We start from the raw sequence: 25973 nt of genomic DNA, 5'->3' as shown, positions 1-25973 counted from the left end.
CCGCCGACGCCCTCGCCGCCCTGCGCGTCGGGCTCGCCGATGCCACCCGGCTCGGTCGGGCGCGGATGCTGCCCGCCGCCGTCGACCTGGCCCTGGCGGAGGGCGAGCCGGACTACGCCCGCACGCTCGTGGCCGAGCTCGAGGAGACCGCGGCGTGGTTCGCGACGCCGGGGCTCCGGGCCCGGGCGGACCGGGCCCGGGCCGCGCTGCTGATGGCCCAGGGTCTCCCGTCGGACGCCATCCCCCTGCTCGAGCGGGCGGGCGGGGTCTACCGCGACCAGCGCCACCGCCACGCGAGCGCGGCGGTCCACGAGGCGATGGCGCACGCCCATCGGGCGTGCGGCGAGACCGCTCGCGCCGACGCAGCCACCGCCACCGCGCTGGCGATCTACCGCCGCCTGGGCGCCGAGCCCGACGTGGCGCGCCTGACCGCGGGCCGGGACCGTCCGTGCGGGCTGACCGAGCGGGAGGTCGAGGTCCTCACCGCCGTCGCGGGCGGCGCGACCAACCGCGAGGTGGCGGCGATGCTGGTCATCAGCGAGAAGACGGTCGGGCGGCACCTCGCCAACATCTTCACCAAGGTCGGCGTCCGCACCCGCACGGCCGCTGCGGCCTGGGCACGCGAGCACGACCTGGCCTGAGTCGTACGCACCACGTGCCCTCGCGCGGATGGGGCGTCTGCCCGACGCGGAGGACCCCGCCGGGCTCCTAGCGTCCGAGGACCAGCACATCGACCCCAGCCCGACCTCAGGAGGACGCCATGACCACGCTCGAGTCCACACCCGCCGAGACCACCGGAGGCGTCGACCCGGAGGAGGTGGCCGGCCGGGTCGTCGGGATCCTCAACGACGGCGCGATCTGCCTGCTCACCAGCCTCGGCCACGAGCTCGGGATCTTCGAGACGCTGGCCACGATGCCGCCGGCGACGAGCACCCAGGTCGCGGACGCGGCCGGGCTGGACGAGAGGTACGTGCGCGAGTGGCTCGGCGGCATGGTCACCGCCGGCTTCGTCGAGTACGACCCCGGCGACCGCACGTACCACCTCTGCCCCGACCACGCGCCGTTCCTCACCGGCACCGGCCCGGACAACCTGGCCCGCACCATGCGGTTCGTCTCGCTCATGGGCCTGGTGCAACCGAAGGTCGCCGAGGCGTTCCGCCACGGCGGCGGGCTGTCGTACGACGACTACCCGGGCTTCCACCACCTCCAGGCCGCCGACAGCGCGGCCGTCAACGACGCCTCGCTGCTCGACACCATCATCCCGCTGGCAGGGGTGACCGAACGGCTCGAGCAGGGCATCGCGGTCGCCGACATCGGGTGCGGCGAGGGGCACGCGGTCAACCTGATGGCGCGAGCCTTCCCGCGCAGCACGTTCGTCGGCTACGACTTCAGCGACGAGGCGATCGCGACCGCCCGCGACGAGGCCGCCGCGTGGGGGCTCTCGAACGCCCGCTTCGAGCTGCTCGACGTCGCGCAGCTGGCCGAGGAGTCGGCGTACGACCTGGTCACGACGTTCGACGCGATCCACGACCAGGCCCACCCGGCGACCGTGCTCGCGAACATCCGGCGTGCCCTCCGGCCCGACGGGCGCTACCTGATGGTCGACATCAAGGCGTCGAGCAACCTCGAGGACAACCTGGACCTCCCCTGGGCCTCCTTCCTGTACGCCGCCTCGACGGTCCACTGCATGTCGGTCTCCCTCGGCCAGGGCGGCGACGGCCTCGGCACGGTCTGGGGCGTCCAGACCGCCGAGCGGATGGTGCGCGAGGCAGGCTTCTCCGACGTCGTCGTGCACGACCTCGAGACCGACCCCTTCAACGCCTACTTCGTGGCGCGCGCCTGACCGCGAGCGGGCGGCGGCGGGGAGACATGGGTCATATCCGCCAGCTCCTACGCGGCGGTAGTTTGCGCCCATGACACGCCCCGCCAAGGACTTCTTCGCCCCGCTCGCCGTCGGTGCGCCCGCGCCGCCGCGCGAGATCCCCGCCCGGCCGAGCCGCGCGATCCACTTCTTCGACCCGGGCAACGAGAAGATGGCCGCGAAGGTGCCCGACATGGTCGGCACGGTCGACGTGCTGCTCGGCAACCTCGAGGACGCCGTCAAGGCGGAGAACAAGGAGAAGTCCCGGCAGGGGCTGGTCGACATCGGGAAGGCCACCGCCAATCTCGGAGGCACAGTCGGGCCCACCCAGTTCTGGACCAGGATCAACTCCCTCGACAGCCCGTGGGTCCTCGACGACCTGACCACCCTGGTGCCCGAGATCGGCGACAAGCTCGACGTGATCATGGTGCCGAAGGTGCAGGGCGCGGAGGACATCCACTACGTCGACCGCCTGCTCGCACAGCTCGAGGCGAAGGCGGGGCTCGACCGGCCGATCCTGGTCCACGCCATCCTCGAGACCGCGCGGGGCGTGGCCAACATCGAGGAGATCTGCGGCGCGAGCCCCCGCATGCAGGGCCTCTCGCTCGGCCCGGCCGACCTGGCCGCGGACCGCCGCATGAAGACCACACGCGTCGGAGGCGGCCACCCCGGCTACGTCGTGCGCGAGGACCCCGGCAAGGACGACCTCGGCGTGCCGCAGTACGACGCCCAGCGGACGTCGTACCAGCAGGACCTGTGGCACTACACGATCGCCCGGATGGTCGACGCGTGCGCGATGCACGGCATCTACCCCTACTACGGGCCGTTCGGCGACATCAAGGACACCGTCGCGTGCGAGGACCAGTTCCGCAACGCGTTCCTCCTGGGCTGCGTCGGCGCGTGGAGCCTGCACCCGGTGCAGATCACGATCGCCAACAAGGTCTTCTCCCCCAGCGTCGAGGACGTCGCCCACGCCCGCCGCGTGATCGCAGCGATGGGCGACGGGACCGGCGCGGTGATGATCGACGGGAAGATGGAGGACGACGCCTCGGTGAAGCAGTGCCGGGTGATGGTCGCCCTCGCCGAGGAGCTCGCCGCGATCGACCCCGAGCTCAAGAAGCAGTACGACGCCATCGAGCTGGAGGCCTGAGGCATGAGCGACTTCACCCCCCTCCGCTCGGTGCTCTACATGCCGAGCTCCAACGAGCGCGCCCTGGAGAAGGCCAAGACCATCGCCTGCGACGCGCTGATCCTCGACCTCGAGGACGCCGTCGCACCCGACGCCAAGCCGGCCGCGCGCGAGTCGGCCGCCGCTGCGGCGGCCAGCGGCGACTACGGACGCCGTACGGTCACCATCCGCGTCAACGGGCTCGGCACCCAGTGGCACGACGACGACATCGTCGCCGCCAGCCAGGCCGGACCCGCCGCGATCGTGGTCCCCAAGGTCGACAGCGCCGACGATGTCGCGCGGCTCGTCGCAGCGATGGAGAAGGCCGGCGCGCCCGACCACACCCGGCTCTGGGCGATGGTCGAGACCCCGGTCGCCGTCCTCGACGCCCTCGCCATCGCGCGGAGCTCGGAGCGGATCGGTGCCTTCGTCCTCGGCACCAACGACCTCGTCAAGGAGCTGTACGCCGAGCACGTGCCCGGACGCGCGCCGATCCTGCCCAGCCTGCACACCGCGCTGCTCGCCGGGCGGGCCGCGGGCATCGCGGTCGTCGACGGCGTCTACAACGACGTCAAGGACACCGACGGTTTCCTCGCCGAGTGCGAGCAGGGACGCCAGATGGGCTTCGACGGCAAGACGCTGATCCACCCCGGCCAGGTCGAGGGCGCCAACCGGGCCTTCGCCCCGAGCGAGCGGGCGGTCGAGGACGCCCGCGGCCTGATCGCCGCCTGGGAGGACGCCCGCGCCGAGTCGGGAGGAGGTGCCGGGGTGGTGACCTACAACGGCCGGATGGTGGAGAACCTCCACGTCGAGTCAGCGCGTCGCATCCTCTCCATCGACGAGGCGATCCGCGCCCTCGGAACGGACTGACACCCCACCCGACGGGGTGGACAGAGGATGGACAACCCTTCACCCGTAGGGAGGGACCCGACTTTGCCAACCGCCTCGAGGGACGCCAGAGTGATCCGGCCCGCCCACCGTGGGCCGGCCGCAACACCCCGCATCACCTAGGAGGCACACCCATGATTGTCCTCGGACTGATCCTGCTCATCCTCGGACTCCTGCTCCCCCAGAGCATCCTGACCACCCTCGGCATCATCTTGATCGTCGTCGGCCTGGTGCTCAACTTCGTGCCGATCGGCGGCTCCGCCCGACGGGTCTGGTAGCGGTTCGCCCCCACGTGGCGAGACGGCCCCGGACACCACTGGTGTCCGGGGCCGCGCTGTGTCCGGGGTCGACCGGCCTCAGGCGCTCTCGGTGCCGCGGCGGAAGCGGTCGTTGATCCAGGTGCTGGCCGTGCCCATCCAGCCGGCGAGGTCGTGGACCAGCTTGCCCAGGGTGTCCTGGGTCCGCTCGAACGACGCGGTGTAGCTCGCCGCCGCCTCCTGCGCCGCGGCGCTCACCGAGGCGGTGTCGTCGTCGGCCCGGCGCGGGTAGTCGCCGCCGAGGATCGTCGTGTAGGCACCCGAGTCGATCCAGCGTCGCAGCTCGGTGGCCCGGACCACCGCGAACGGGTGGCTCTGCTGCTGCAGCAGCGACAGCTTGATGAGGGACTCGCGGACGTCGCCGCCCTCGTCGTACTGCGCTCCCTGCTGGAGGAACGACGTGACGTCGAGCTCCTCGAGCGTGCCGCCGCTGGCGAGCTTCATGTGGGTGCGGAGCGCCGCGGTCGGGTCCTGGGTGGCCAGCAGGCCGGCCCGGTCCGCGGACAGCTCGGCCTTGCGTGACCACTCCAGCAGACCGACGGTGACCATCCGGATGGCGATCGCGCCGCCCGGCACGGCGTAGAGCAGCCCGCCGAGGCCGAGGAGCCGCATGAGCAGCGTGCGGTAGACCGCGTGCCCGCTCACGGCGTGACCGAGCTCGTGGCCGATCACGAAGCGCAGCTCGTCGTCGTCGAGGTGGTGCACCAGGCCCGACGAGAGCACGATGATCGGCCGGTCCATGCCGACCGTGGCGGCGCTGAGCGCGGGGTCGGCCGCGACGTACATCTCGGGCAGGTCGCTGACGTCGAGGCTCCGCCCGACCTCGGCGAGCAGCCGGTGGAGCCGCGCGAACTGCCGCTCGTCGACCAGCACCGCGGACCCCAGCAGCGTGAGCCGCCAGGCCCGCTCCCGGAAGACCCCCGACATGGTCTTGAGCAGCACGTCGAAGCCCTTGAGCTTGCGCAGCGCGACGAGCGCGCCCTTGTCGGCGGGGTGCTCCCACGCCCGCGAGCTGATGTCCGTGAGCACGACGCGCGCACGCGCCGGCCTCTTCTCCCCCGATGCCATGGAGGGATCCTGACGCAGGCGACCACGTCGTGTCGCGGGTTCTCCCGGAACACGTCGAATTCGGGTGCCGACCGGGGACTCCCACAGTCATGATTCTCCGCATGCCCGGTTCGCAGCGCACGCACCACGTCGCCCTCGTCCGCGACGGCGCCGTCCTGGTCGCGGGCGACGGGTCGCTGCCGAGCTTCGAGGAGGACCTCGGTGACGACGACGCACCGGAGCCCACGTCGTACGCCTCAACGCTGGCGGGCCGCGGGGTGCACGTCGCCCCCGTCGTGACACTGCCGGAGGACGACCCTGACCGCCGGCCCGACCGGTTGCACGTCCTCGCACTGCGCGACGGCACGCCGCCGGGCGCAGGATGGCGACCGGTCGACGACCTCGCCGAGCCATTGCGGTCACCGGTCCTGACGGCTCTCCGGGAGTACGCCGCCGAGGCCCCGGCACGGCGGCCGGCCTGGTTCCGACCGGGCTGGCACGACCGGGTCGAGGCGTGGGTGGACGACGAGCTCGCCGCCACCGACCGCCGGCGCACCGGACCGCTCCGCACCCACCGCGTCTGGAGCATCTCCGCGGTGTTCGAGGTCCCGACCGACCGCGGCACGCTGTGGTTCAAGGCGTGCTGCGACCACTTCATCGCCGAGGCCGCCATCGTGCACCGCCTCGCGGGTCGGATCGGGCACCTGGTGCCCGTGCTCGTGGGGGCGCACGACGAGGCCGGCTGGTTGCTGATGGAGCCGCTGCACGGCGCCTCCGACCGCGACCGGGCCGCGGGGGCGGTCGACGCGGTCGCGCCGCTCTGGGGCCAGGCGCAGGTCGCGGCCCTCGACTGGCTCGACGAGCTGCGTGCCGCGGGCTGCCCCGAACGCGGCCTGGAGACCACGCTGGAGGCGTGGCACGTGGTCCTGGCAACGAGCCCCGAGATGGCCATGCTCACCGACGCCGAGCGGCAGGAGCTGCCGGCCGCCACCGCGCGCGCCGAGGGGCTGGTGCGGGAGTTCTGGGGGTGCGGGATCCCCGACACCCTCTCCCACGGCGACCTGCACCCCGGCAACGTCGCCTACGACGGGACCGAGGTGCGGATCTTCGACTGGACCGACGGCTGCGTGACCCATCCGTTCCTCGACGGCAGCCACCTGGCTCGCGTGCTCGACTGGTACGGAACGGCCGAAGGTGAGGCGGACCGGGTGATGCAGGCGCACGCGCGGCCATGGCGCGACGCCTGCCCGACGGCCGACGTCGACCGCGCGCTCGAGCTCGCCCCACTGGCCGACCTCGTCTTCCAGACGGTCACGTTCGCCGACATCGCGACCGCCGCCGAGGACGGCTCCGGCGACTTCACCGGAACCGTCGCCCGGATGACGAGCGCGCTGCTCGACCTCGTGCGCTGACGTCTCTAACCAGCCGCAGCCCGCGCGGCCGCCTCGATCCGAGCCCGGCGGTCCGCCCAGAACGCCGCGTCGTGGCCTTCTGCCGCCATCGCCTCGGCGTCGGTCCCGACCGCGCCGTCGAGCTCCTCGCGGAGGATGTCGGCATGGCCCGCGTGCCGGCTGGTCTCGGCGAGCACGTGCACCAGGATGTTGAAGAGGGGGACGTCGGCGTCGCCCCACCACTCCACTCGCCCGACCGTGTCAAGGCCGAGCGCCGCCACGGTCGCGTCGCCGTGCGACCACACCCGCCGGTAGCGGTCGACGACGTCGGTGCGTGACCAGCCCGAGGAGGTTGGTCCCCGTGACGGTCAGCGGGCGGCGTACGTCGTACTCCGACAGGCCCTCGAGCTTGGCGAGCACCGCCTGGCGCTCGTGCTTCAGGTAGTTGTGCAGGTTGGCCTTCGCGGCGTCGGCGTCCATGGAGGCACCCTGCCACCTGACGGGTGCGACGCCGGCCGGACTTGTCGACCGCGGTGGACGCTGGACGCACGCCATGGCGGGGGTCGAGCGGACGATGGTCCGCTCAACCCCCGGCGCGGTCACCCCCGCATGGGCACCCGGACCCCGCGCTCCTCGGCGACCTCGACGGCGCGGTCGTAGCCCGCGTCGACGTGCCGGATGACGCCCATGCCGGGGTCGTTGGTGAGCACCCGCTGGATCTTCTCTGCCGCGAGGTCGGTGCCGTCGGCGACCGTCACCTGGCCGGCGTGCAGCGACCGTCCGATACCGACTCCGCCGCCGTGGTGGAACGACACCCAGGTCGCGCCGGAGGCGGTGTTGACGAGCGCGTTGAGGATCGCCCAGTCGGCGATGGCGTCGGAGCCGTCGAGCATCGCCTCCGTCTCGCGGTAGGGCGAGGCGACGGAGCCGCAGTCGAGGTGGTCGCGGCCGATGACGACCGGCGCCGAGAGCTCGCCGCTGGCGACCATCTCGTTGAACCTCGCGCCGGCCTTGGCGCGGTCGCCGTACCCGAGCCAGCAGATGCGCGCCGGCAGGCCCTGGAACTGCACGCGCTCGGCGGCCATGTCGAGCCACGTGTGGAGGCGGGCGTACTCCGGCTTCTCGTCGGCCGGGAACAGCTCCTTGATCGCGCGGTCGGTCGCGGCGATGTCGGCAGGGTCGCCGGAGAGTGCGGCCCAGCGGAACGGACCCTTGCCTTCGCAGAAGAGCGGCCGGATGTACGCCGGGACGAACCCGGGGAACTCGAAGGCGCGGTCGTAGCCGCCCTTGCGGGCCTCGTCGCGGATGGAGTTGCCGTAGTCGAAGACCTCGGCACCCGCGTCCTGCAGCTCGACCATCGCCCGCACGTGGCGCGCCATCGACTCCTGGCTGCGCTTGGTGAACCCGCGCGGGTCCTCGGTGCGCTCGCGCTCCCAGTCGTCGTACGACGTCCCCGCCGGCAGGTAGAACAGCGGGTCGTGCGCCGAGGTCTGGTCGGTGACGATGTCGACGAGCGGACCGTCGCCCTGCTCCTGCCGCGCGAGGTGGCGCTCGAGGACCTCCGGCAGCACCTCGGCGGCGTTGCCGAGCAGCCCGATCGACAGGCCGCGCCGCTCCTCGCGCGCCGCCAGGGCGAGCTCCAGCGCGTGGTCGAGGTCGCGCGCCTGGACGTCGAGGTAGCGCGTCTCGAGGCGACGGTCGATGCGGTGCTGGTCGCACTCGACGCAGATCGCGACGCCGTCGTTCATCGTCACGGCGAGCGGCTGGGCGCCGCCCATCCCGCCGAGGCCGGCGGTGACCGTGATCGTGCCGGCGAGGGTGCCCCCGAACTTCTTCTCCGCGATCGCGGCGAACGTCTCGAACGTGCCCTGGAGGATCCCCTGGGTGCCGATGTAGATCCACGAGCCGGCCGTCATCTGGCCGTACATCGTCAGCCCGAGGTCCTCGAGCCGGCGGAACTCCTCCCAGTCGGCCCAGTCGCCGACCAGGTTGGAGTTGGCGATCAGCACGCGCGGCGCCCACGCGTGGGTGCGCATCACGCCGACCGGCTTGCCCGACTGCACGAGCAGCGTCTCGTCGTCCTCGAGGTCGCGCAGGGTGCGCACGAGGGCGTCGTACGCCTCCCAGCTGCGCGCCGCCTTGCCGGTGCCGCCGTAGACGACGAGGTCCTCGGGGCGCTCGGCGTTGTCGGGGTCGAGGTTGTTCATCAGCATCCGCAGCGGGGCCTCGGTCTGCCACGACTTCGCGGTCAGCTCGGTGCCGCGGGCGGCGTGGATGGGCAGGCGGGGGTTGTCGCTGGTCACTGGAGGTCTCCGATCACGGATGCGGCGGCGGCGAGCACCGCGCCGGACTGGACGAGGTCGACGGCGGCCTCGATCTCGGGCGAGAGGTGGCGGTCGGGGCCGGGGCCCGCGATGCTGTTGCTGCGCAGCAGGTCGACGACCGCAGCGGTCGCCGGTGAGGGGGTGAGCGGGGCGCGCAGGTCGAGGGCCCGGGCTGCGGTGAGCACCTCGACCGCGACCACCCGGGACAGCCCGTCGACCGACCGGCGCAGCTTGCGGGCGGCGTTCCAGCCCATCGACACGTGGTCCTCCTGCATCGCGCTGGAGGGGATGGAGTCCACCGACGCCGGGACCGCGAGCCGCTTGAGCTCGGAGACGATGGCGGCCTGGGTGTACTGCGCGATCATGTGGCCGCTGTCGACGCCCGGGTCGGAGGCCAGGAACGGCGGCAGGTCGTGGCTGCGCGCCCGGTCGAGGAACCGGTCGGTCCGGCGCTCGCTGATCGACGCGACGTCGGCGGCGACGATCGCGAGGAAGTCGAGCACGTAGGCGACCGGGGCGCCGTGGAAGTTGCCGTTGGACTCGACCCGGTCGCCGACGACGACGGGGTTGTCGATCGCGCTGGCCAGCTCGCGACCGGCGACGGTCGCGGCGTGCTCGACGGTGTCGCGCGCGGCACCGTGGACCTGCGGCGAGCAGCGCAGCGAGTAGGCGTCCTGGACGCGGTTGCAGTCGCCCGTGCGGTGCGAGGCGACGATCGCCGAGTCGGCCATCAGGGCCGTCAGGTTGGCCGCCGACAGCGCCTGGCCGGGGTGCGGGCGGATGTCCTGCAGCTCGGCGGCGAAGACCCGGTCGGTGCCGAGCTGGCCCTCGACGCTCATCGCCGCAGCGACGTCGGCGGTGCGCAGCAGCATCCGCAGGTCGGTGATCGCCATGACGAGCATGCCGAGCATGCCGTCGGTGCCGTTGATGAGGGCCAGCCCCTCCTTGGCGACCAGCTCCACGGGCTCGAGGCCGACGGCGGCCAGCGCCTCGGCCGCCGGCACCAACGTGCCGTCCGCGTCGCGCACCTCGCCCTCCCCCATCAGCGCGAGCGCACAGTGCGAGAGCGGCGCGAGGTCGCCGGAGCAGCCGAGCGATCCGTACTCCCGCACCACCGGAGTGATGCCGTGCGACAGCAGGTCGGCCATCAGCCGCGCGGTCTCACGTCGTACGCCGGTGCGACCCGTCGCGAGCGTCGAGAGCCGCAGCAGCATCAGCGCCCGCACCACCTCGCGCTCGACCTCGGGCCCGGACCCGGCAGCGTGCGAGCGCACGAGGGAGCGCTGCAGCTGGGCGCGCATCTCGGTGGGGATGTGCCGGGTGGCGAGGGCGCCGAAGCCGGTGCTGACGCCGTAGGTCGGAGTCTCGCCGGCGGCGAGCGCGTCGACCACGGCGCGGGCGCGGTCGATCGCCCCCAGCGCGTCGTCGGACAGGGTGACCGGTGCGCCGTCGCGCGCGACACGGACGACGTCCTCGAAGGAGACGGGGCCGACCCCGACGGTGATGCTCTGCATGGATCCATGGAACCCGCGGTCGGGGGTCGGCCACCAGAGCCGAGCGCCTGCCGGAGTCTCGCATCCGAGACAGGCCCACTCACCCGTACGGAGGACACCGAAACGCCAGCCGCGTGGCACCGTGGACGGCGTGCGGTCCGATCGGACCGCGCGTGGGGCAAGCCCGAGAACCCAAGGAGGTCCCCCGATGGACGCGACGACATGGATCATCGTCCTGGTCGTGGTGCTGGTCGTGGCGGCGCTCGTCGCCTGGCTGGTGGCACAGCAGCGCAAGAAGAAGCAGCACGAGCACGCCGAGCGGCTGCGGACCGAGGCGCACGAGCACGCGCAGGAGATCCCCGAGACCCAGGTGCGCGCCAAGGAGGCCGAGGCGGAGGCGGAGCGCGCCCGGCTCGAGGCCGAGCAGGCACAGGCTCGCGCCCGCGAGGCCCAGGTGGCGGCCACCCAGCAGCAGGCCGTCCACGAGGACCGGCTCCGGACCGCGGACGAGGTCGACCCGCGCGTGGACACCTCGTCCGACGACTACGCCCCCGGGGCGACGACCGACACCAGCCACACGACCACGCACGACCCCGACACCGTGCTGGACGCCGACGACACGCGACGCACGGACGGGACCAGCGGCACCCACCGCGCCTGACACGCGCGCCTCGCCGCGCAACGCGGGACAGGGACGGCCAGTGCTGGAAGACTGGCCGTCCCTGTCCCGTGAAAGAGGAAGCCCGTGACCACGCTCATCATCGTCCTCGTCGTCATCGTCGTCGTGATCGCTCTTGCGGCGTTCCTCGTCCGGAAGAAGAACCGCGAGGCCAACGCCGCGCGCGCCGACCAGCTCCGCGCCCAGGCCGCGACCCAGGCCCAGTCGACCATCGCCCCGGCCCAGGAGCGGGCGGCGGTCGCCGAGGCCGACGCCGAGCAGGCCCGTGCCGCGGCCGAGAAGGCCGAGGCGGAGGCCCAGGAGGCCAGGCTGGCGGCGCAGCAGGTCGAGGCCACCCACGAGGGACAGGTCCGCGCCGCCGACCGGATCGACCCGCGGGTCGACCACAAGGCCGACGACTACGCGCCGCAGGTCCCGGGCACCGCCGACCAGACCCCCACCCCGCCCTCGGAGGTCGGCGCCGAGACGACGACCGCCACCGAGCCGGCGACGACCGAGCCGACGACGACCGGGCCGGCGACGGCCGACCAGCCGGTCGCCGAGGAGACCACCCAGGAGGGCCAAGGCACCCAGGAGGGCCGGGCCCCGCTGCTCCCGCGCCGTACCCCCGGCGCCAACGAGATGCCCGGCAAGCCGATCGAGCAGACCGACGGCGGTGGTGGCTGGTTCACCAAGGGCTCGAGCTCGGACGCCGACACCGACAGGGCGTGACCCGGACGGGTCGTCTGGACCACTCTGACTGACCCCGCCTCCGCCTCTAGAGTCGGGGGCGGGACCAGTCATGCCACGCCTCGACCTCACCGAACGCGAGCAGTGGGCCCTGCGGGACCTGCTGACCACCGAGCCCTGCCCGGGGTCCCCGCTCCCGACGCGGCACGCGCTGGAGCTGCTGTCGGTGCTGATCCCGGCCGACGAGGTGGGTGCGATCTACCAGGACGCCACCTGCACCGTGACCGACGGGATCTACCTGGTCGGGAGGCCCGGGATCGCCCGCCACCGGCTGCGCGCCACAGGTGGGCCGCATCGCCTCGGCATCACCCACTGGAGCGCCCATCCGCTCGCCACGCGGGCGCACCTGGGCGACCCCACGGAGCAGCAGGACGGTCTCTGCATCGGCTTCCGCAACGGCACCGACGACGTGGTGCAGATCGCCCTCGACCGGTGGAACGGCAGGTTCGACGACCGCGACGTCGCCATGCTCCAGATGCTGGCACCGCTGCTCGCCCGGCTCTCGCGGGAACGACTCACCCACCAGCTGCCCACGTCGCTCACGACGCAGGAGCGCCGCGTCCTGGGCCACGTGGCGGCTGGTCGGTCCAACGCCGAGATCGCCGAGGCGCTCTTCGTCGCGCCGTCGACCGTGCGCAAGCACCTCGAGAACGTCTACCGCAAGCTCGGCGTGACCAACCGGGTCGCTGCCGTGGCGCGCCTGCAGGACCGCGACGTCCCCGAGATCGACCTGCACGAGCGGCTGGCGCGGCTGGGCTGAGGACGGACATTCGCCTCGATGCGAATACCGGTGCCGACCGGGCTCGTCGACGCTGGACACACACGTCCAGACGAAAGGTCCGCCATGAAGAACCTCCGTTCACGCGCCCTGCTGGTCGCCGCAGCACTGCTCGCCACGTCGATGCTCACGACCTCGCCCGCCGTCTCCGACGGCTCCCCGGGCAAGCACCGGCATCCGCACCACGACCCCCCGGCGTCCCCGGACAGCGGGCAGGTCGTCCTCGACTGGGAGCGGACGGCCTTCGCAGCGATCTACCCCGCCACCCCGATCCCTGTCGGCGTCCCGCTCCTCGGCTACACCTCGATCGCGATGCACGACGCGGTACGGCACTCCGCGTCGAGGGCGGACAGCTCGGAGACCGCCGCAGTCGCGCAGGCCGCCCACGACGTGCTGGTGCACTACGTGCCGGCGGCTGCCGCAGCGCTGGACACGCAGCTCACCGCATCCCTGGCGACCGTCCCCGACGGGTCCGCACAGGACCGCGGCACGCACATCGGGGCGAAGGTGGCCGCATGGCTCATCGCGGACCGGGCCGACGACGGCTACGGGGACACCACCATCCACTACACGCTCCCACCGGGCATCGGTGTCTGGCAGCCCACGCCGCCGGCGACCGACATGCTGGCGGCGTGGATCGGCTCGATGGACCCCCTCGTCGCACGTCGCCTCGCGCGGGTCGACGGGCCGGACAAGCTGACGAGCGACGACTACACGGTCGACTACAACGAGGTCCGGCTCCTCGGCTCTGCCACGTCGGTGGTGCGTAGCCAGGCTCAGACCGACACGGCGGTGTTCTTCAACAGCAACTCGGCCACGATGGTCGGCGACGCCCTGGTGCGCTACCTCGAGGCGCACCCGATGTCGCTCGAGGCGACCGCGTCGCTCTTCGCAGCCATGCACGGAGCGATGACGGATTCGCTGATCAAGTGCTGGCAGCTCAAGCGCGACGTCGGCTTCTGGCGACCCTTCCAGGCCGTCGCGGGCGCGGCGGACGACGACAACCCCGACACCCAGCCGGAGACGGGCGGGACGTCGCTGCTCGCCACGCCGCCCTACGCCGACTACGTCACCGAACACGGGTGCCTCACCGGCCCGGCCGTCGAGGTGGTCCGCGCCCGGATCGGCGAGACGACGCCCCTGGAGCTGCGGTCGAGCAACTTCCCCACCGCGCCGCGGACCTACGCGACGCTGACGCAGCTCGAGTACGACGCCCTCAACTCACGCATCTGGGGCGGGCTGCACTTCCGCGACGCCATGGCGGACGGGTACGCCATCGGCCACCGCACGGCACGAAAGGTGATGCAGGAGCTGCACTGAACGCCGGCGACCGGCCGCGACGTGCCACGATCGGCCCCGTGAGCCAGGTCCCCGCAGCGACGCGCACCCTGCGCGTGCTGCGGTTCCTGGCCACGCAGGCCGACCCGGTCCCGCTCGACCGGATCGTGCGGGCGTGCGACCTGCCGCGCAGCACGGCGTACCACCTGCTCAACACGATGATCGACGAGGGCTTCGTCGTGCACCTGCCCGACGAGCACCGCTACGGGCTCGGGGTGGCGGCCTTCGAGGTCGGCAGCGGCTTCACGCGCCAGGAGCCGCTGGCCCGCCTCGCCCGCCGGCCGCTCGCCGAGCTCGTCGACCGGACCGGTCACGGCGCGCACCTCGCGGTGCTCCACGGGCGCGACGTGCTCTACGTCATCGAGGAGCGCGCGCCCGGGCGACCGCCGCTGGTCACCGACGTCGGCGTACGCCTGCCCGCCCACCTCACCGCATCCGGCCGGGCCGTCCTCGCCGCGTTGCCCGCCAGCCAGGTGCGGGCGCTCTACCCGGACCGCGACGCGTTCGTCGACCGCCACGGCAACGGACCGTCGTCGTTGAGCGCGCTGCGCACGGTGCTGTCCGCGACGCGGCAGCGTGGCCACGCGACCGAGGACGGCGAGGTGACGCCCGGGCTGCAGAGCGTCGCCGCGGCCGTGCTCGACCACAACGCCCACCCGGTGGCGGGGGTGGCGGTGACCTTCCCCAGCGACTCCGGCGACGACGTCGACGCCATCGCGGAGGCCGTGCGGCAGACGGCCGCCCGGCTGACCCGGCGGGTCAGCGGGAGGGCACCAGCCGCGCGTTGACGATGATCCGGGTGCGGTAGACGCCGGTCAGGTCGTTGCGGTCGCCGCAGGTGATGAGCACCAGGCGCGGGACACCCCGGTCGCTGAACAGCCGGGCCACCGCCGAGCGCGACATCCCGGTCACCCGGCGCACGCGGGTGACCTCGAAGCGGTTGCGTCCCACCACGACCGCGTTCCCGGGGCGCAGCCGGCCGAGGTCGTCGAACACGCCCGGACCCTTCGACCAGGTGTGCCCGGCGAGGACGGCGCTCCCCTTCTGGCCGGGCAGCACGCCCGAGCGCCAGCGGTAGACGTCGCGGACGCTGCGTCCGATGGCGAGGTGGCCGGACCGCGTCACGCCCACCGGGATGATCCCGGCGTCGACCCCGATCGCCGGGATCGAGAGGCGACCGAGCGCCGCAGGACGGTCCGTCCCACCGGCCGGCACCGGGCCGGCACCGGCGGGCGCGCCCGCGAGCACGGCCGCCGCGACCAGCACGACCACCAGCAACCTGCGCACGCCCCACATCGCTCGCACCCCTCCGTCGGCCCCGTCCGGTCGAGCCCCTCGTCCGGCGCTCGGAGGCTACGCCTACGCCGGCGTCCGTGAGGCGGTCTTCGACCAACGTGCGGTGAGCCTTCGACGAGCAAACCGGCCTCGGCCGACGGGTGCGGCGCGTGACCCACCCTGCACCGCACTCGTTGAGCGGGCACGACGACAAGGAGCACTCGTGGAGCCGACACCCCGTCACGTGCAGCGCATCGCCCTCTCCCTCCTGACCGCAGGAGGGCTCGTGGTGGGCGGGTTCGTCGCCGCCGCGCCGACGGGATCCGGACCGGCCGACCTCCCCTCGACGTACGACGCGCAGGCGCGCGAGCGGGCCGAGGTGCGCGCCGAGCGGCGCCCGCACACGCACCCCCGCACCACGTCGTCCCGCGGCACGACCGCCACCGCAGTCGACGACGGGCACGGCCACGTCCACGACGACCCGACGACCAAGAACGCCGTGAGCCGCAGCGGCGAGGCGGCCGCCGCGCCGGACCGCACCACCCCGGAGCAGCGCGCGGCCAGCCTCGCCCGGGTCGCCGCCCAGCGCACGCAGCGCGAGCCACGCCTGGTCGGCGTACCCCTGCGGAGCCCGCGCCGCGCGGTCCCCGAGAGCGTGTACGCCATGGCCGGCGGCTGCTACCGACTGGCCGGTCGGCCCCTCACCTTCCAGGCCACGGGGCTGGGCACCTACCTCCTCTACACCTCCGACCGCGCTTCGTCGCCGCGTCCGGGACCGACGGCGCCACCGACGCGGCCCAGCCCTCGCCGCTCGCCGACTGGACCGCCCGGAAGGTCGGCCGCGGCCGGTTCACGTTCACCCTGGGCGACGGACGAGGGTTGCGGCGGGCGGGCGGCGGCCTCGGCACCGGCACGGCAGGGGCCTTCGCGCTGCGTCGCACCACCGGGTGTGCGGCCTTCCCCGAGGTCGAGACCAACGTGGGTGGCCGCCCGTTCGGCGGCGTCTCGCCCTTCCAGGAGGTCCGCGGCTGGGTCGACCCGCACGTCCACGGCCAGACCCACGAGTTCCTCGGCGGCCGCGTCATCTGCAGTCCGCCGTTCCATCGCTACGGCGCACCGGCAGCGCTGGTCGACTGCCCCGACCACCAGGTCGCCGACGGCCGGGGTGCGGCTCTGGAGGACGTGCTCGCCGACAGGACCCCGGGCAGCGGCCACGACCCGGTCGGCTGGCCGACGTTCTCCTACTGGCCCAACCCGCACTCGCTCACGCACCAGCAGGTCTACTACCGCTGGCTCGAGCGCAGCTGGCGCGCCGGCCTCCGCATCCACACCAGCCTGCTGACCGAGAACCACGTCCTCTGCTCGATCTACCCGCTCAAGAAGAACTCCTGCGACGACCGCGACTCCGTTCGCCTCCAGGCGAAGGACATGCGGGCGATGCAGGACTACATCGACGCGCAGTACGGCGGCCCCGGCCGCGGCTGGTACCGCATCGTCACGAACCCCTTCCAGGCGCGTCGGGTCATCAACCAGGGCAAGCTCGCCGTGGTGATGGGCATGGAGACGTCCGTGCCGCTGGGGTGCAACGTCCAGCTCGGCCGGCCCACCTGCACCGAGGAGCAGATGCTCGCCGAGCTCGCCGAGATGAAGCGGCTCGGCGTCAGCCAGATGGAGCTCACCAACAAGTTCGACAACGCCTTCACCGGGGTCGCCGGCGATGCCGGGACCACCGGCACCCTGACCAACAGCGCCAACTTCCTCAGCACCGGGTCGTTCCTGCGGATGCAGCGGTGCCCGGCCACCTACCCCGCCGGCACCGAGGACCGCCTCCAGTCGCCCAACCTCGGCGACCTCGAGGGACCGGGCGGCGGGCAGCCCACCCCCGACCAGGACGCGATCTTCGGTGCGATCTGGACGCTCTTCGGCGATCTCGGCGTGCAGCCGGCGCCGGTCTACCCGTCCGGACCTCACTGCAACCAGCTCGGGCTCAGCCCGATGGGCGAGCGGCTGCTCTCGGCGATGATCGACCAGCGGATCCTCTTCGACCCCGACCACATGAGCGTCGCCGGCCGCAACGCCGCACTGGACTACCTCGAGCAGCAGCAGGCCGCCGGACGACCCGTCGGCGTCGTGTCCTCCCACTCGTGGTCCACGCCCGACGCCTACCCGCGGATCTACCGCCTGGGCGGCTTCGTCGCGCCCTACGCCGGCGACTCGACCGGGTTCGTCGACAAGTGGCGCCAGCACCTCGGCTGGACCGACCGCCGCTACTACTTCGGCTTCGGCTTCGGCTCCGACATGAACGGCTTCGGGGCTCAGGGCGACCCCCGCGGAGCCGACGCGGCCGACCCGGTGACGTACCCCTTCACCGGGCTGGGTGGTGTCCGGATCGACCGGCAACGCAGCGGCGAGCGGGTCTACGACGTCAACACCGACGGCGTCGCGCACTACGGCCTGTACGCCGACTGGGTGGAGGACGCCGAGCACGTGGCGGGAGCCGACGGGGCAGCGCTCGGCGCCGACCTCGCCCGGGGCGCGGAGGCCTACCTCCAGACCTGGGAACGCGCCTGGGGCCTGGCACCCGACTCGTGCCGCAACGCCGGCCTGCGGCGGTCAGTGCGGGCGTTCACCCGGGCGGCCGACGCCGGGATCGGGGTCCGTGCACTGATGCGCCGCGTCGGCCAGCCGTGGCAGCGGCTGGGCCGGGAGCTGACCTACTGCGCGAAGGAGCCCGGCAAGCAGCGGGTGCTGATGACCGTCGAGCTCTCGCGCGGCGGCAAGGTCGTCGGGTCTCACCGGGACTGAGAGCCGACGACGTCAGTGGCTCGGCCGGCCGAGCTCGTTGGTGACGCCCTGCACGTCGACGAGCTCGTCGGTCGGTGCGACGGCCTCGTGGACGCCGGGCTCCACGAGGCGCGCCCCGACGGACGCCGCGCGCTCCTCGTCGTCGGAGAGGAGCAGCAGCCGGCTCGTGGTGCCGTCCGACTCGAGGACGCGGACGGGGACGTCGCGCCAGGTCCCCGTCAGCACGACCTCGAAGATCTCGCACTCCTCCAGCGGCAGCGCGGCGGTCCACACCCCGGGCCGCACCTGCTCCCAGCCCTCGGGGCCGGCATCGCCCATGGCGCTCACCAGGACACCGTCGCCCACCACGTCGGCGACCAGCTCGGCGCCGCGCCAGCGGGCGCGGGGCCCGACCAGCGGCGTCCACGGTCGCCAGCCCTGGGCGCCCCGCCAGCCGCGTGCGGCGCCCTGGTAGGCGGAGAGGCACTTCTGCTCCCCGTCGGAGCGGATCCGCCAGTACTCGGCGCCGTAGGAGTAGCGCGTCCGACCGAGCTCCCACACCGGGACCACGGCGTCGGCGCGCAGGAAGCCGGTGGGGTACGTCGGCCACGACCGCGGCTCGGCGGACGGACGCTCCAGCCGCGCGAGCGGCGGCACCTCGAAGCGCACCACGTCGACGTACTCCTGGCCGCTGCCGTCGAAGCCGTAGGCGGCGAGCAGCCGCTCGGGCGTGTCGAGCGGGGCCGCATCGGCCGCGCTCACCACGATCCCGCCGACGTGGTCGTAACCGTCCTCGACGATGGCCTTGCCCATGTCGGCGGTGAGCAGCTTCTGCAGCACGAGCCGGTCGGGGTCCTTGCCGCTGGTCATGACACCTTCTCCTCCGACACCTCGACGTCGCTGAGCTCGGCGACGGGCGCCCTGCCGAGCCACCCCTGGTGCTGGTCACCCGGGATGCCGAGCGCGGCTGCGCGGCGCGGGTCGGTCGTGGTCACGCCGACCGTGCCGTCGCGCTCGGTCCCGACGACCGCGACGCGCTCACCCTTCCACGCGGCGCTGACCCCCACACGCCACCAGATCACGTGCTCGGTGGGCAGCTTCACCCAGTCGCCGCGGCTGTTGGAGCCGAACTCCAGGGCGTCGGGGAAGTCGCTCTCGGGGGCGCCCCCGTGCGCCAGAGCGCGCCAGCCGTCCCCGTGGAACAGCAGCTCGTAGCGCCGGCCGCGGTACTCGCCCTCGGCGTGGCTCACCTGCACGTCGTCGCTCCTCCGTCGTCCCACACCGCTAGTTGCCCTGCGGGATCCACTCGCCGTCGCGCAGCACGGCAGTCAGGCGCTGGTTCCCGTCGGGGAGAACCTCCCACATCTCGGCACCGTCCCTCATCGGGACCCCGGCGTTGCCGGCGGCATCGGGATAGGACTGGTACTCCGGGATGATGTCGTCGCCGGACTTGGTGAAGCCGTTGCCGGTGAAGGGGTCCTTCCACCCGTCGTAGCTGCCGTGCGTCGACTGGCCCATCTCGGAGCGGAGCGGGGACTCGAAGCGCGGGTCGTCCGTGCTGAAGCGGATCAGGTGCGTGCTGTCGTCGTCGGGGCGGAACGTCGTGCCCTCGTAGTCGAGCCGCAGGCCGTCGTGGATCTGCTCGGGCGTCGTCAGGTGGCTGGTGTCGTCGGCGCGCGTCACCGACCCGCGGACCTCGTTGACGTTGAAGTCGGGGTCGCGACCCATCACGTAGCGGTCGGCGGTCTCCGGCGAGATGACCTTCTGCATCACCGTGCTGGCGTCGGGCCTGGCGATGTCGCCCTCGAGCGCGCGCATCGTCCGCCACTCGTCGGGGGTCAGCTGGGAGACCGGCTTGTTGATGAGGTCGATCGCCTGGTCGCGGGAGAGGCCGTGGCTGGAGAGCAGGTCGTCGGTGACCTGGCTGCGGCCGAGCTGCTCGGGTGAGAACGTCGACCTGTGCGGGACGTCGTCCATCATGGAGTAGATCCGCGAGCCGTCGCCCAGGTCGTCGAGGTGGCGCAGGTCGCTCAGGTCGCCCAGGTCGTCGAGGTGGCGGAGCTTGCTCATGTCGCCGAGGGCGTCGATCGCGTCGAGGCCGCCCTTGACGCCGCGGGTGGCCAGCGCGCCGGTGCCGGCGGTGGCCACGGCGGCGACGGCGTCGGGGACGAGGTGGCCGATGGCGCGGGCCGGGTCGTCGGCCCACGTGTCCCAGTCGAGCAGCGACTTGCCGAGCTCCTTGCCGAAGCCGACCGGGTCTGTGGTCAGGCCGGTGTAGATGCCCTGTGCCATCGACCAGGCGTTCTCGGCCGAGAGCTCGTACTTCTTCATCAGCTCCTCGGGCGTGAGGTCACCCGTCGCGAGCTTGTAGGAGTCGATGACCATGTTGACGGGGCTGAACGGCACCATCGTCAGCAGGTCCCACACCGCCTCGCCGGCGCCCTCGAAGATGCCTCCGACGAACTTGAGGCCCGACTCGAGCCAGTTGGGCTCCTCCGGCGCGTCGGCGCAGCCGGCGCGCACCTCACCCGCGCACACCGCCGCGGCGTTGTCGAGGTCGGCCTTCGCCGCGTCGAACGCGCCGAGTGCCTCCTGCTGGATCGGGTCGCCCCAGTCGACGAACGGCTCGGCCTGGTCGGTGCCGCCGCTGCTCCAGTAGGCGCGCATCCGGCCCAGGTAGGAGTCGTACTGCGTGCGTGCGCTCTCGGACTCGCGCTGTCCGCGCTCGTACTCCGCCTTCGCCTCGGCGGCGCGCCGCTGTGCGTCCTCGAGGGCGCCGGCGTAGGTCGTCAGGCCGGCGGCGGCCTTCCTGAACCCGTTGCCTGCCTTGACCCACCGGTCCGGCTCGAGGTCGTGGGCCTCCCGGAACTCGTCGGCGGCGCGACCAGTCCAGCCCGAGACGTCGATCTTCGCCAGCGCGTCACCGGTGTCGTAGAAGAGCTGGCCCTTCTGCTCCATCGTGAGGGCCTTGGCCCGGACGTTGCCCGGGTTGCCCTCGATCACGAAGTCCGGCACGTCACATGACCTTGATGCCGGCGATGGTGCCCTTGAGCGCGGACAGGGCGTCGTAGCCGGCCTTGTCGGTCTCGAAGTAGTTCATCGCGATCTTGCCCAGCCGACCGGACATCTCCTCGACGTCCTGGCAGAGGTTGTTGACGCCCTCCTCCCAGCGGTTCTTGAACTCGTCGAGGGCGTCCCACACGACGTCGCTCCCGACGTCGCCCTTGCCGGGGACGAGGTCCTCGACGTCCTTGTCCTTGAAGAGCTGGACGGTCTCACCGAGACCTTGGGCGGCCTGGCCCATGCTCTCGAGGTCGACCTCGTAGTCGTACGACGGCATGGGGTCCCGATTCCCATCGCAGCGGCCGCTCAAACCGGGCAGTCCGATCACTCGTCGGGGGTGTGAGGGCGGGCCGCACGGGGTAGGAAGGGATGATCGACCCGAGCGAGAGGGGGCGGCCGTGGCCGTCGGACTTGTCTACTCCGAGATGCAGGCAGCGGCGCAGGCCGTGGCCGACGCGGTGGAGCCGCTGCAGACGACCCTGCAGGAGCTCGGCGCCACCATCGAGACCGAGGCCGGCAAGGGCTTCAAGGGTCAGGCCGCGGCCGGGTTCGGAGAGGCGGTCAACGAGTGGTTCGACGTCGCGATCACGCTCGGCCCGATCCTCGACGGCTACGCCCAGAGCCTGATGTACGTCGCCCAGGAGCACGCCACCAACGACGTGGCGCAGGCCGAGCGGGCCGGCACCCTCGCCGACCGCCTGGGCGGTGGTCCCCGATGAGCGACCGCGGGCTCGTCGTCCACCAGGGGTCCCTGCACACGCTGGAGACCGCGCTGGGCGACGCCACCACTCAGATCACCACGCAGATCAGCGAGCTCCTCGAGCGGGTCGAGTCGCTGACGCCCGGCTGGGACGAGTCGAGCGAGTCGCACCTGGCCCAGCTGGAGTACCAGCAGAAGCTCCGCGACGGCGTCCAGCGGCTCACCGACGCGCTCGACCAGATCAGGACGAAGGTCGCGACCTATCGCGAGGACGCCCGTGAGATCGAGGTCGAGAACGTCGCGATCGTGAACTGAGCGGCCGCCCCAACCGCTTCAAGTTACCTGCGGGTAGGATCTTTCTCACTCCGCAGGCTCCTGCCGCCAGCACGAGCGGCGGCCCTAGGCTGCGGATCTGTACGCCCCTACCGAGGAGCAGCCCTACATGCAGATCTTCGCGATCGTCCTGTCGTTCGCACTGACCGTCGCCGCGGTGGCCATGCTGGTCCCGGCCGTACGGCGCATGCTGGGCGTCATCCGCAGCGGCCAGCCCGCGCCGGGCCGCAGCGACAACCCGGTCGGTCGCACGGCCACGATGCTCAAGGAGACGTTCCTCCACACCCGGATGCTCCAGTGGCACTGGGTCGGCATCATGCACTGGTTCGTCTACGCGGCGTTCCTGTTCCTCAGCACCGCGGTGCTCGCGGCGTACTTCCAGCTCTTCCAGCCCGACTTCGCCTGGCCGGTCATCGGCCACTGGTACCCCTACGAGTGGTTCAGCGAGCTGATCGGCCTGCTCAGCACGGTCGGCATCGTCTACCTGATCGTCTACCGGCAGAAGCACCACCCGCGCTCCGAGGGCCGGCGCAGCCGGTTCTTCGGCTCGACCTTCTGGCAGGCCTACTTCGTCGAGGCGCTGGCCCTCCTCGAGGGGTCGGCGATCCTCTTCGTCCGAGCTGCCGAGTGGAAGCTCGACGAGGAGGTCGGGCGCTCCCACTACCCGATCGCGTCCTGGATCGGTGACGCGATCTACCCGGTCGACGAGTCGTCGCTGCACAACCTCATCTACTTCATCGCGGCCTTCAAGATCGCGCTGGCGATGATCTGGCTGATGGTGATCGCCCGCAACATCACCATGGGCATCGCGTGGCACCGCTTCACCGCCTGGTTCAACATCTACTTCAAGCGCGAGCCCGACGGCGCCACGGCCCTCGGTGCCATGAAGCCGCTCACCTCCGACGGCAAGGCGATCACGCTCGACGACATCGACGAGCTCGACGAGGACTCGGTGCTCGGCGCGGGGAAGGTCGAGGACTTCTCCTGGAAGGGCATCCTCGACTTCACCACCTGCACCGAGTGCGGCCGCTGCCAGTCGCAGTGCCCGGCGTGGAACACCGAGAAGCCGCTCTCCCCCAAGCTCCTCATCACCAGCCTGCGCGACCACGCGTACGCCAAGCACGACGCCGACGCCGAGGTCCGTGAGGCTCACGCCGGGCGCGAGCTGGTCGGCGTCGGCTCCAAGGGCGAGAGCGCCGGTGCTGGCACCGACGTCCTCGACTACTTCTACAACCCCGCGGACGGCGACTTCGTCATCGACGAGGACGTGCTGTGGAGCTGCACCTCGTGCGGCGCCTGCGTCCAGCAGTGCCCGGTCGACATCGAGCACGTCGACCACATCATGGACATGCGGCGCTACCAGCTGCTCGTCGAGTCCAACTTCCCGGCCGAGCTCAACCAGCTGTTCAAGGGCCTGGAGAACAAGGGCAACCCGTGGAACATGTCCGCCAGCGCGCGGATGGACTGGGCCAAGGGCCTCGACTTCGACGTCCCCGTGGTCGGCGAGGACCTGGAGTCCCTCGAGTCGGTCGACTGGCTGTTCTGGGTCGGCTGCGCCGGGGCGTACGAGGACCGTGCCAAGAAGACGACGCGCGCGGTCGCCGAGCTGCTCGACATGGCCGGGATCTCCTTCGGCGTGCTCGGCAACGGCGAGACCTGCACGGGCGACCCGGCCCGTCGTGCCGGCAACGAGTTCGTCTTCCAGGGCCTCGCGCAGCAGAACGTCGAGACCTTCAAGGAGTACAAGGTCAAGAAGGTCGTCTCGACCTGCGCCCACTGCTTCAACACCCTCAAGAACGAGTACAAGGACTTCGGCATCGAGCTCGAGGTCGTGCACCACACCCAGCTGCTCAACCGCCTCGTGCGCGAGGGCAGGCTGACCCCGGTCAAGGACGGCGCCGGCGCCGCGAAGCGCTCGATCACCTACCACGACCCGTGCTACCTCGGCCGCCACAACCAGGTGTACTCGCCGCCGCGTGAGCTGCTCCAGGTGCTGCCCGGCGCGGAGTACGTCGAGATGGAGCGCAACTCCGAGCGCTCCTTCTGCTGCGGCGCCGGCGGCGCGCGCATGTGGATGGAGGAGAACCTCGGCGAGCGGATCAACATGAACCGCACCCGGGAGGCCGTCGGCACTGGGGCCGACCAGATCGCCGTCGGCTGCCCGTTCTGCCGCGTGATGCTCGCCGACGGGCTGACCGCGACGCAGGCGGCCGGCGAGGCCCGCGAGGAGGTCGAGGTCCTCGACGTCGCGCAGATGCTGCTCGCGTCGGTCAAGGGCGAGCAGGCGACCAAGGCCGCGCCCGGCTCGACGCCCGCCGCCGCTCCTGCCGCTGCACCTGCCGCCGGTGCCGCCGCCACCGACGTGGCGACCAAGGACGAGCCCGAGACCGGTGACGTCACCGTCACCGACGAGACCGTCACCGAGACCGCCGATGTCGGTCCCGCCGCCAAGGCGTCCGGGGGCTCGTCGCTCTTCGACACCCCGGCTCCCGAGGCTCCGGCGCCTGCTGCCGAGCAGTCGTCCGGTTCGTTGTTCGACACCCCCGCACCCGCGTCGGCGCCTGCGGCCGAGGAGAAGGCGCCCGACAAGCCGGCGGAGGCGTTCTCCGGAGGGTCCCTCTTCGACACCCCTGCCCCCGAGCCGGCCACGGAGCCGGCCTCGCAGCCGGCCTCGGAGCCGGCGGCGTCGGAGGACGCGGCGCCCGCCGAGTCCCCTGCCGCGGAGAAGCCGGCCGCCGAGCCGTCCACGGACCTCGGCAGCGGTGGGTCGCTCTTCGACCTCGGGACCCCCGAGCCGGAGCCCGCGCCCGCGGCCCCCGAGCCGGCGGCCGTCGAGGACGAGCCCGCGGCCGTCGAGGAGGAGCCCGCCCCGGCGCCGACCGCCGACCTCGGCAGCGGCGGATCGCTCTTCGACATCGCCGCCCCGGAGCCGACGACCACCAAGCCCGCCGCAGCCGAGCCGGTAGCCGCCGAGCCGGCCGAGCCGGAGCCCGAGGCCACCGTGGACGTTGAGTCTCCCAGCGACTCAACGCCCAGCACCCCGGCTGCACCCGCCCCGCAGGTGGACCTCGGCAGCGGGTCGCTCTTCGACCTCCCGGCACCCGAGCCGGCCGCCGCGGAGCCCGCCGTGGGCAGTGAGTCTCCCAGCGACTCAACGTCCAGCGAGCCCGTCGAGGAGCCTGCCGAGGAGCCCGCCGAGGCAGTTGCCGAGCCGGCCTCCGAGCCGGAGTCCGCTGCGACGACGAGCCAGCCGGCAGCTGCCGAGTCGGCCCCTGCCAGCGGTACGACGTCCACACCCGCGACGGACGTCGACCTCACGAGCATGGGGTCGCTGTTCGACCTCGAGGCGCCCGCGGAGCAGCCGGCCACCCAGCCGGCACCCGGGACGGCCCCGGCCGAGCCCGAGCCCGCAGTGGCCGCTGAGTCTCCCAGCGACTCAACGCCCAGCGAGCCCACCGAGGCGGCCTCCGAAACGGTGGCCGAGCCTGCGCCCGAGCCGGAGACCGAGCCGGAGACCGAGCCGGAGACCGAGACGGCGTCCGCGCCCCCGAGCGGGGCGGACCTGAGCCAGGCGGCCCTGTTCCGGGACCCCGAGGAGACCCAGCCGGAGCCCGACGCAGGTGCGGACCCGCAGACCGTCGACGCCGACGACGAGCCCGCCGAGGAGACCGCGGACGCGAGCGACGTACCCGCCACGGCGGAGGCCGCGCCCACCTCCACGGCCGACGGCCCGGCCCACGAGCCGCGCAAGGACGTCGACATCAGCGGGTCGGGGTCGCTCTTCGACCTCTGACCCCGTCCCCAC

24 protein-coding genes and 1 pseudogene are annotated in these 25973 nt (G+C 72.5%); 15 read left to right on the top strand and 10 right to left on the bottom strand.

The genetic code is table 11. From position 1 onward, the window contains the following. The 5 genes from AC3A3L_RS09815 to AC3A3L_RS09795 form a co-directional block, all read left to right on the top strand. On the top strand, positions 1 to 641 hold a 641-nt coding region (locus AC3A3L_RS09815; protein ID WP_487639812.1), incomplete at its 5' end, for a helix-turn-helix transcriptional regulator. Positions 642 to 760: 119 nt separating this feature from the next. After that, positions 761 to 1843: a class I SAM-dependent methyltransferase gene (locus AC3A3L_RS09810; protein ID WP_487639811.1), complete on the top strand. Its 1083-nt coding sequence runs from the start codon at positions 761 to 763 to the stop codon at positions 1841 to 1843. 70 nt (positions 1844 to 1913) lie between these two features. After that, entirely contained in the window at positions 1914 to 3011 is a 1098-nt protein-coding gene (locus AC3A3L_RS09805; RefSeq protein WP_487639810.1) for an HpcH/HpaI aldolase/citrate lyase family protein, read from the top strand. Positions 3012 to 3014: 3 nt separating this feature from the next. Continuing rightward, complete coding sequence (locus tag AC3A3L_RS09800; protein WP_487639809.1) at positions 3015 to 3899, top strand: HpcH/HpaI aldolase/citrate lyase family protein; 885 nt, start codon at positions 3015 to 3017, stop codon at positions 3897 to 3899. A gap of 152 nt (positions 3900 to 4051) precedes the next feature. After that, positions 4052 to 4195, top strand: coding sequence for a hypothetical protein (locus AC3A3L_RS09795; protein WP_268113472.1), 144 nt, complete (start codon positions 4052 to 4054; stop codon positions 4193 to 4195). 78 nt (positions 4196 to 4273) lie between these two features. Here the strand turns inward: AC3A3L_RS09795 and AC3A3L_RS09790 are convergent, their stop codons facing one another. Then, a complete protein-coding gene (locus AC3A3L_RS09790; protein ID WP_487639808.1) occupies positions 4274 to 5302 on the bottom strand; it encodes a M48 family metallopeptidase in 1029 nt (342 codons plus the stop codon). 101 nt (positions 5303 to 5403) lie between these two features. On the opposite strand from AC3A3L_RS09790, the gene AC3A3L_RS09785 reads away from it, so the two are divergent. Continuing rightward, entirely contained in the window at positions 5404 to 6693 is a 1290-nt protein-coding gene (locus AC3A3L_RS09785) for an aminoglycoside phosphotransferase family protein (protein WP_487639807.1), read from the top strand. A 5-nt stretch (positions 6694 to 6698) separates the two neighbouring features. Here the strand turns inward: AC3A3L_RS09785 and AC3A3L_RS09780 are convergent. The 3 genes and pseudogenes from AC3A3L_RS09780 to hutH form a co-directional block, all read right to left on the bottom strand. Continuing rightward, a pseudogene (locus AC3A3L_RS09780) lies at positions 6699 to 7152 on the bottom strand (mycothiol transferase). 119 nt (positions 7153 to 7271) lie between these two features. Further along, the gene (gene hutU / locus AC3A3L_RS09775) at positions 7272 to 8975 is read right to left on the bottom strand and encodes a urocanate hydratase (protein ID WP_487639806.1); all 1704 of its coding nucleotides are present in this window, start codon (positions 8973 to 8975) and stop codon (positions 7272 to 7274) included. Continuing rightward, complete coding sequence (gene hutH / locus AC3A3L_RS09770) at positions 8972 to 10510, bottom strand: histidine ammonia-lyase (protein ID WP_487639805.1); 1539 nt, start codon at positions 10508 to 10510, stop codon at positions 8972 to 8974. The genes hutU and hutH overlap by 4 nt, the downstream gene beginning before the upstream one ends. Before the next feature lie 187 nt (positions 10511 to 10697). On the opposite strand from hutH, the gene AC3A3L_RS09765 reads away from it, so the two are divergent. The 5 genes from AC3A3L_RS09765 to AC3A3L_RS09745 all read left to right on the top strand — a co-directional run bounded on the left by AC3A3L_RS09765 (position 10698) and on the right by AC3A3L_RS09745 (position 14801). Further along, entirely contained in the window at positions 10698 to 11150 is a 453-nt protein-coding gene (locus AC3A3L_RS09765) for a hypothetical protein (protein ID WP_487639804.1), read from the top strand. A gap of 84 nt (positions 11151 to 11234) precedes the next feature. Beyond that, the gene (locus AC3A3L_RS09760) at positions 11235 to 11879 is read left to right on the top strand and encodes a hypothetical protein (RefSeq protein ID WP_487639803.1); all 645 of its coding nucleotides are present in this window, start codon (positions 11235 to 11237) and stop codon (positions 11877 to 11879) included. A 70-nt stretch (positions 11880 to 11949) separates the two neighbouring features. Further along, on the top strand, positions 11950 to 12657 hold the full coding sequence (locus AC3A3L_RS09755; RefSeq protein WP_487639802.1) for a helix-turn-helix transcriptional regulator: 708 nt from the start codon (positions 11950 to 11952) through the stop codon (positions 12655 to 12657). An 84-nt stretch (positions 12658 to 12741) separates the two neighbouring features. Next, positions 12742 to 13995: a vanadium-dependent haloperoxidase gene (locus AC3A3L_RS09750; protein ID WP_487639801.1), complete on the top strand. Its 1254-nt coding sequence runs from the start codon at positions 12742 to 12744 to the stop codon at positions 13993 to 13995. A gap of 38 nt (positions 13996 to 14033) precedes the next feature. Continuing rightward, the gene (locus AC3A3L_RS09745; RefSeq protein WP_487639800.1) at positions 14034 to 14801 is read left to right on the top strand and encodes an IclR family transcriptional regulator; all 768 of its coding nucleotides are present in this window, start codon (positions 14034 to 14036) and stop codon (positions 14799 to 14801) included. Here the strand turns inward: AC3A3L_RS09745 and AC3A3L_RS09740 are convergent. Both AC3A3L_RS09740 and AC3A3L_RS09735 read right to left on the bottom strand, forming a co-directional pair. Beyond that, positions 14773 to 15300: a class F sortase gene (locus tag AC3A3L_RS09740; protein WP_487639799.1), complete on the bottom strand. Its 528-nt coding sequence runs from the start codon at positions 15298 to 15300 to the stop codon at positions 14773 to 14775. The two genes, AC3A3L_RS09745 and AC3A3L_RS09740, sit on opposite strands and share 29 nt — an antisense overlap. A 228-nt stretch (positions 15301 to 15528) precedes the next feature. Beyond that, entirely contained in the window at positions 15529 to 15954 is a 426-nt protein-coding gene (locus tag AC3A3L_RS09735) for a hypothetical protein (RefSeq protein ID WP_487639798.1), read from the bottom strand. A 213-nt stretch (positions 15955 to 16167) separates the two neighbouring features. Between AC3A3L_RS09735 and AC3A3L_RS09730 the strand changes: the two genes are divergently transcribed. Next, the gene (locus tag AC3A3L_RS09730; protein WP_487639797.1) at positions 16168 to 18093 is read left to right on the top strand and encodes a Coagulation factor 5/8 type domain-containing protein; all 1926 of its coding nucleotides are present in this window, start codon (positions 16168 to 16170) and stop codon (positions 18091 to 18093) included. Positions 18094 to 18105: 12 nt separating this feature from the next. On the opposite strand, the gene AC3A3L_RS09725 is transcribed toward AC3A3L_RS09730, so the two are convergent. Genes AC3A3L_RS09725 through AC3A3L_RS09710 form a run of 4 tightly spaced genes read right to left on the bottom strand, consistent with a single transcriptional unit; the run spans position 18106 to position 21412 of the window. Further along, positions 18106 to 18942: a hypothetical protein gene (locus tag AC3A3L_RS09725; protein ID WP_487639796.1), complete on the bottom strand. Its 837-nt coding sequence runs from the start codon at positions 18940 to 18942 to the stop codon at positions 18106 to 18108. Further along, a complete protein-coding gene (locus AC3A3L_RS09720; protein WP_487639795.1) occupies positions 18939 to 19328 on the bottom strand; it encodes a hypothetical protein in 390 nt (129 codons plus the stop codon). Before AC3A3L_RS09720 ends, AC3A3L_RS09725 begins: the two co-directional genes overlap by 4 nt. Positions 19329 to 19356: 28 nt before the next feature. Next, positions 19357 to 21087, bottom strand: coding sequence for a putative T7SS-secreted protein (locus AC3A3L_RS09715; protein ID WP_487639794.1), 1731 nt, complete (start codon positions 21085 to 21087; stop codon positions 19357 to 19359). A 1-nt stretch (position 21088) separates the two neighbouring features. Beyond that, the gene (locus tag AC3A3L_RS09710; RefSeq protein ID WP_487639793.1) at positions 21089 to 21412 is read right to left on the bottom strand and encodes a hypothetical protein; all 324 of its coding nucleotides are present in this window, start codon (positions 21410 to 21412) and stop codon (positions 21089 to 21091) included. A 121-nt stretch (positions 21413 to 21533) separates the two neighbouring features. Here AC3A3L_RS09710 and AC3A3L_RS09705 point away from each other — a divergent pair, with 121 nt between their 5' ends. The 3 genes from AC3A3L_RS09705 (at position 21534) to AC3A3L_RS09695 (ending at position 25961) form a co-directional block, all read left to right on the top strand. Then, positions 21534 to 21854, top strand: coding sequence for a WXG100 family type VII secretion target (locus tag AC3A3L_RS09705; RefSeq protein ID WP_487639792.1), 321 nt, complete (start codon positions 21534 to 21536; stop codon positions 21852 to 21854). After that, positions 21851 to 22150, top strand: a complete 300-nt coding sequence (locus tag AC3A3L_RS09700) for a WXG100 family type VII secretion target (protein ID WP_487639791.1) — start codon at positions 21851 to 21853, stop codon at positions 22148 to 22150. Before AC3A3L_RS09705 ends, AC3A3L_RS09700 begins: the two co-directional genes overlap by 4 nt. A gap of 127 nt (positions 22151 to 22277) precedes the next feature. Next, complete coding sequence (locus AC3A3L_RS09695) at positions 22278 to 25961, top strand: (Fe-S)-binding protein (protein WP_487639790.1); 3684 nt, start codon at positions 22278 to 22280, stop codon at positions 25959 to 25961. Positions 25962 to 25973 lie beyond the last annotated feature (12 nt).

The sequence above is a fragment of the Nocardioides sp. Soil_C_8 genome, assembly GCF_057656315.1.
Note: the sequence above shows the minus strand (reverse complement) of the source record. Positions and strands in the feature narration are given on the sequence as shown.

What these genes read in the sequence shown, in the direction of transcription:
- AC3A3L_RS09735 (WP_487639798.1), bottom strand. Translation starts at nt 15,954, where the DNA reads ATGGCGTACACGCTCTCGGGGACCGCGCGGCGCGGGCTCCGCAGGGGT.
- AC3A3L_RS09795 (WP_268113472.1), top strand. Translation starts at nt 4,052, where the DNA reads ATGATTGTCCTCGGACTGATCCTGCTCATCCTCGGACTCCTGCTCCCC.
- AC3A3L_RS09725 (WP_487639796.1), bottom strand. Translation starts at nt 18,942, where the DNA reads ATGACCAGCGGCAAGGACCCCGACCGGCTCGTGCTGCAGAAGCTGCTC.
- AC3A3L_RS09800 (WP_487639809.1), top strand. Translation starts at nt 3,015, where the DNA reads ATGAGCGACTTCACCCCCCTCCGCTCGGTGCTCTACATGCCGAGCTCC.
- AC3A3L_RS09785 (WP_487639807.1), top strand. Translation starts at nt 5,404, where the DNA reads ATGCCCGGTTCGCAGCGCACGCACCACGTCGCCCTCGTCCGCGACGGC.
- AC3A3L_RS09810 (WP_487639811.1), top strand. Translation starts at nt 761, where the DNA reads ATGACCACGCTCGAGTCCACACCCGCCGAGACCACCGGAGGCGTCGAC.
- AC3A3L_RS09755 (WP_487639802.1), top strand. Translation starts at nt 11,950, where the DNA reads ATGCCACGCCTCGACCTCACCGAACGCGAGCAGTGGGCCCTGCGGGAC.
- AC3A3L_RS09710 (WP_487639793.1), bottom strand. Translation starts at nt 21,412, where the DNA reads ATGCCGTCGTACGACTACGAGGTCGACCTCGAGAGCATGGGCCAGGCC.
- AC3A3L_RS09790 (WP_487639808.1), bottom strand. Translation starts at nt 5,302, where the DNA reads ATGGCATCGGGGGAGAAGAGGCCGGCGCGTGCGCGCGTCGTGCTCACG.
- AC3A3L_RS09700 (WP_487639791.1), top strand. Translation starts at nt 21,851, where the DNA reads ATGAGCGACCGCGGGCTCGTCGTCCACCAGGGGTCCCTGCACACGCTG.
- AC3A3L_RS09750 (WP_487639801.1), top strand. Translation starts at nt 12,742, where the DNA reads ATGAAGAACCTCCGTTCACGCGCCCTGCTGGTCGCCGCAGCACTGCTC.
- hutH (WP_487639805.1), bottom strand. Translation starts at nt 10,510, where the DNA reads ATGCAGAGCATCACCGTCGGGGTCGGCCCCGTCTCCTTCGAGGACGTC.
- AC3A3L_RS09805 (WP_487639810.1), top strand. Translation starts at nt 1,914, where the DNA reads ATGACACGCCCCGCCAAGGACTTCTTCGCCCCGCTCGCCGTCGGTGCG.
- AC3A3L_RS09695 (WP_487639790.1), top strand. Translation starts at nt 22,278, where the DNA reads ATGCAGATCTTCGCGATCGTCCTGTCGTTCGCACTGACCGTCGCCGCG.
- AC3A3L_RS09765 (WP_487639804.1), top strand. Translation starts at nt 10,698, where the DNA reads ATGGACGCGACGACATGGATCATCGTCCTGGTCGTGGTGCTGGTCGTG.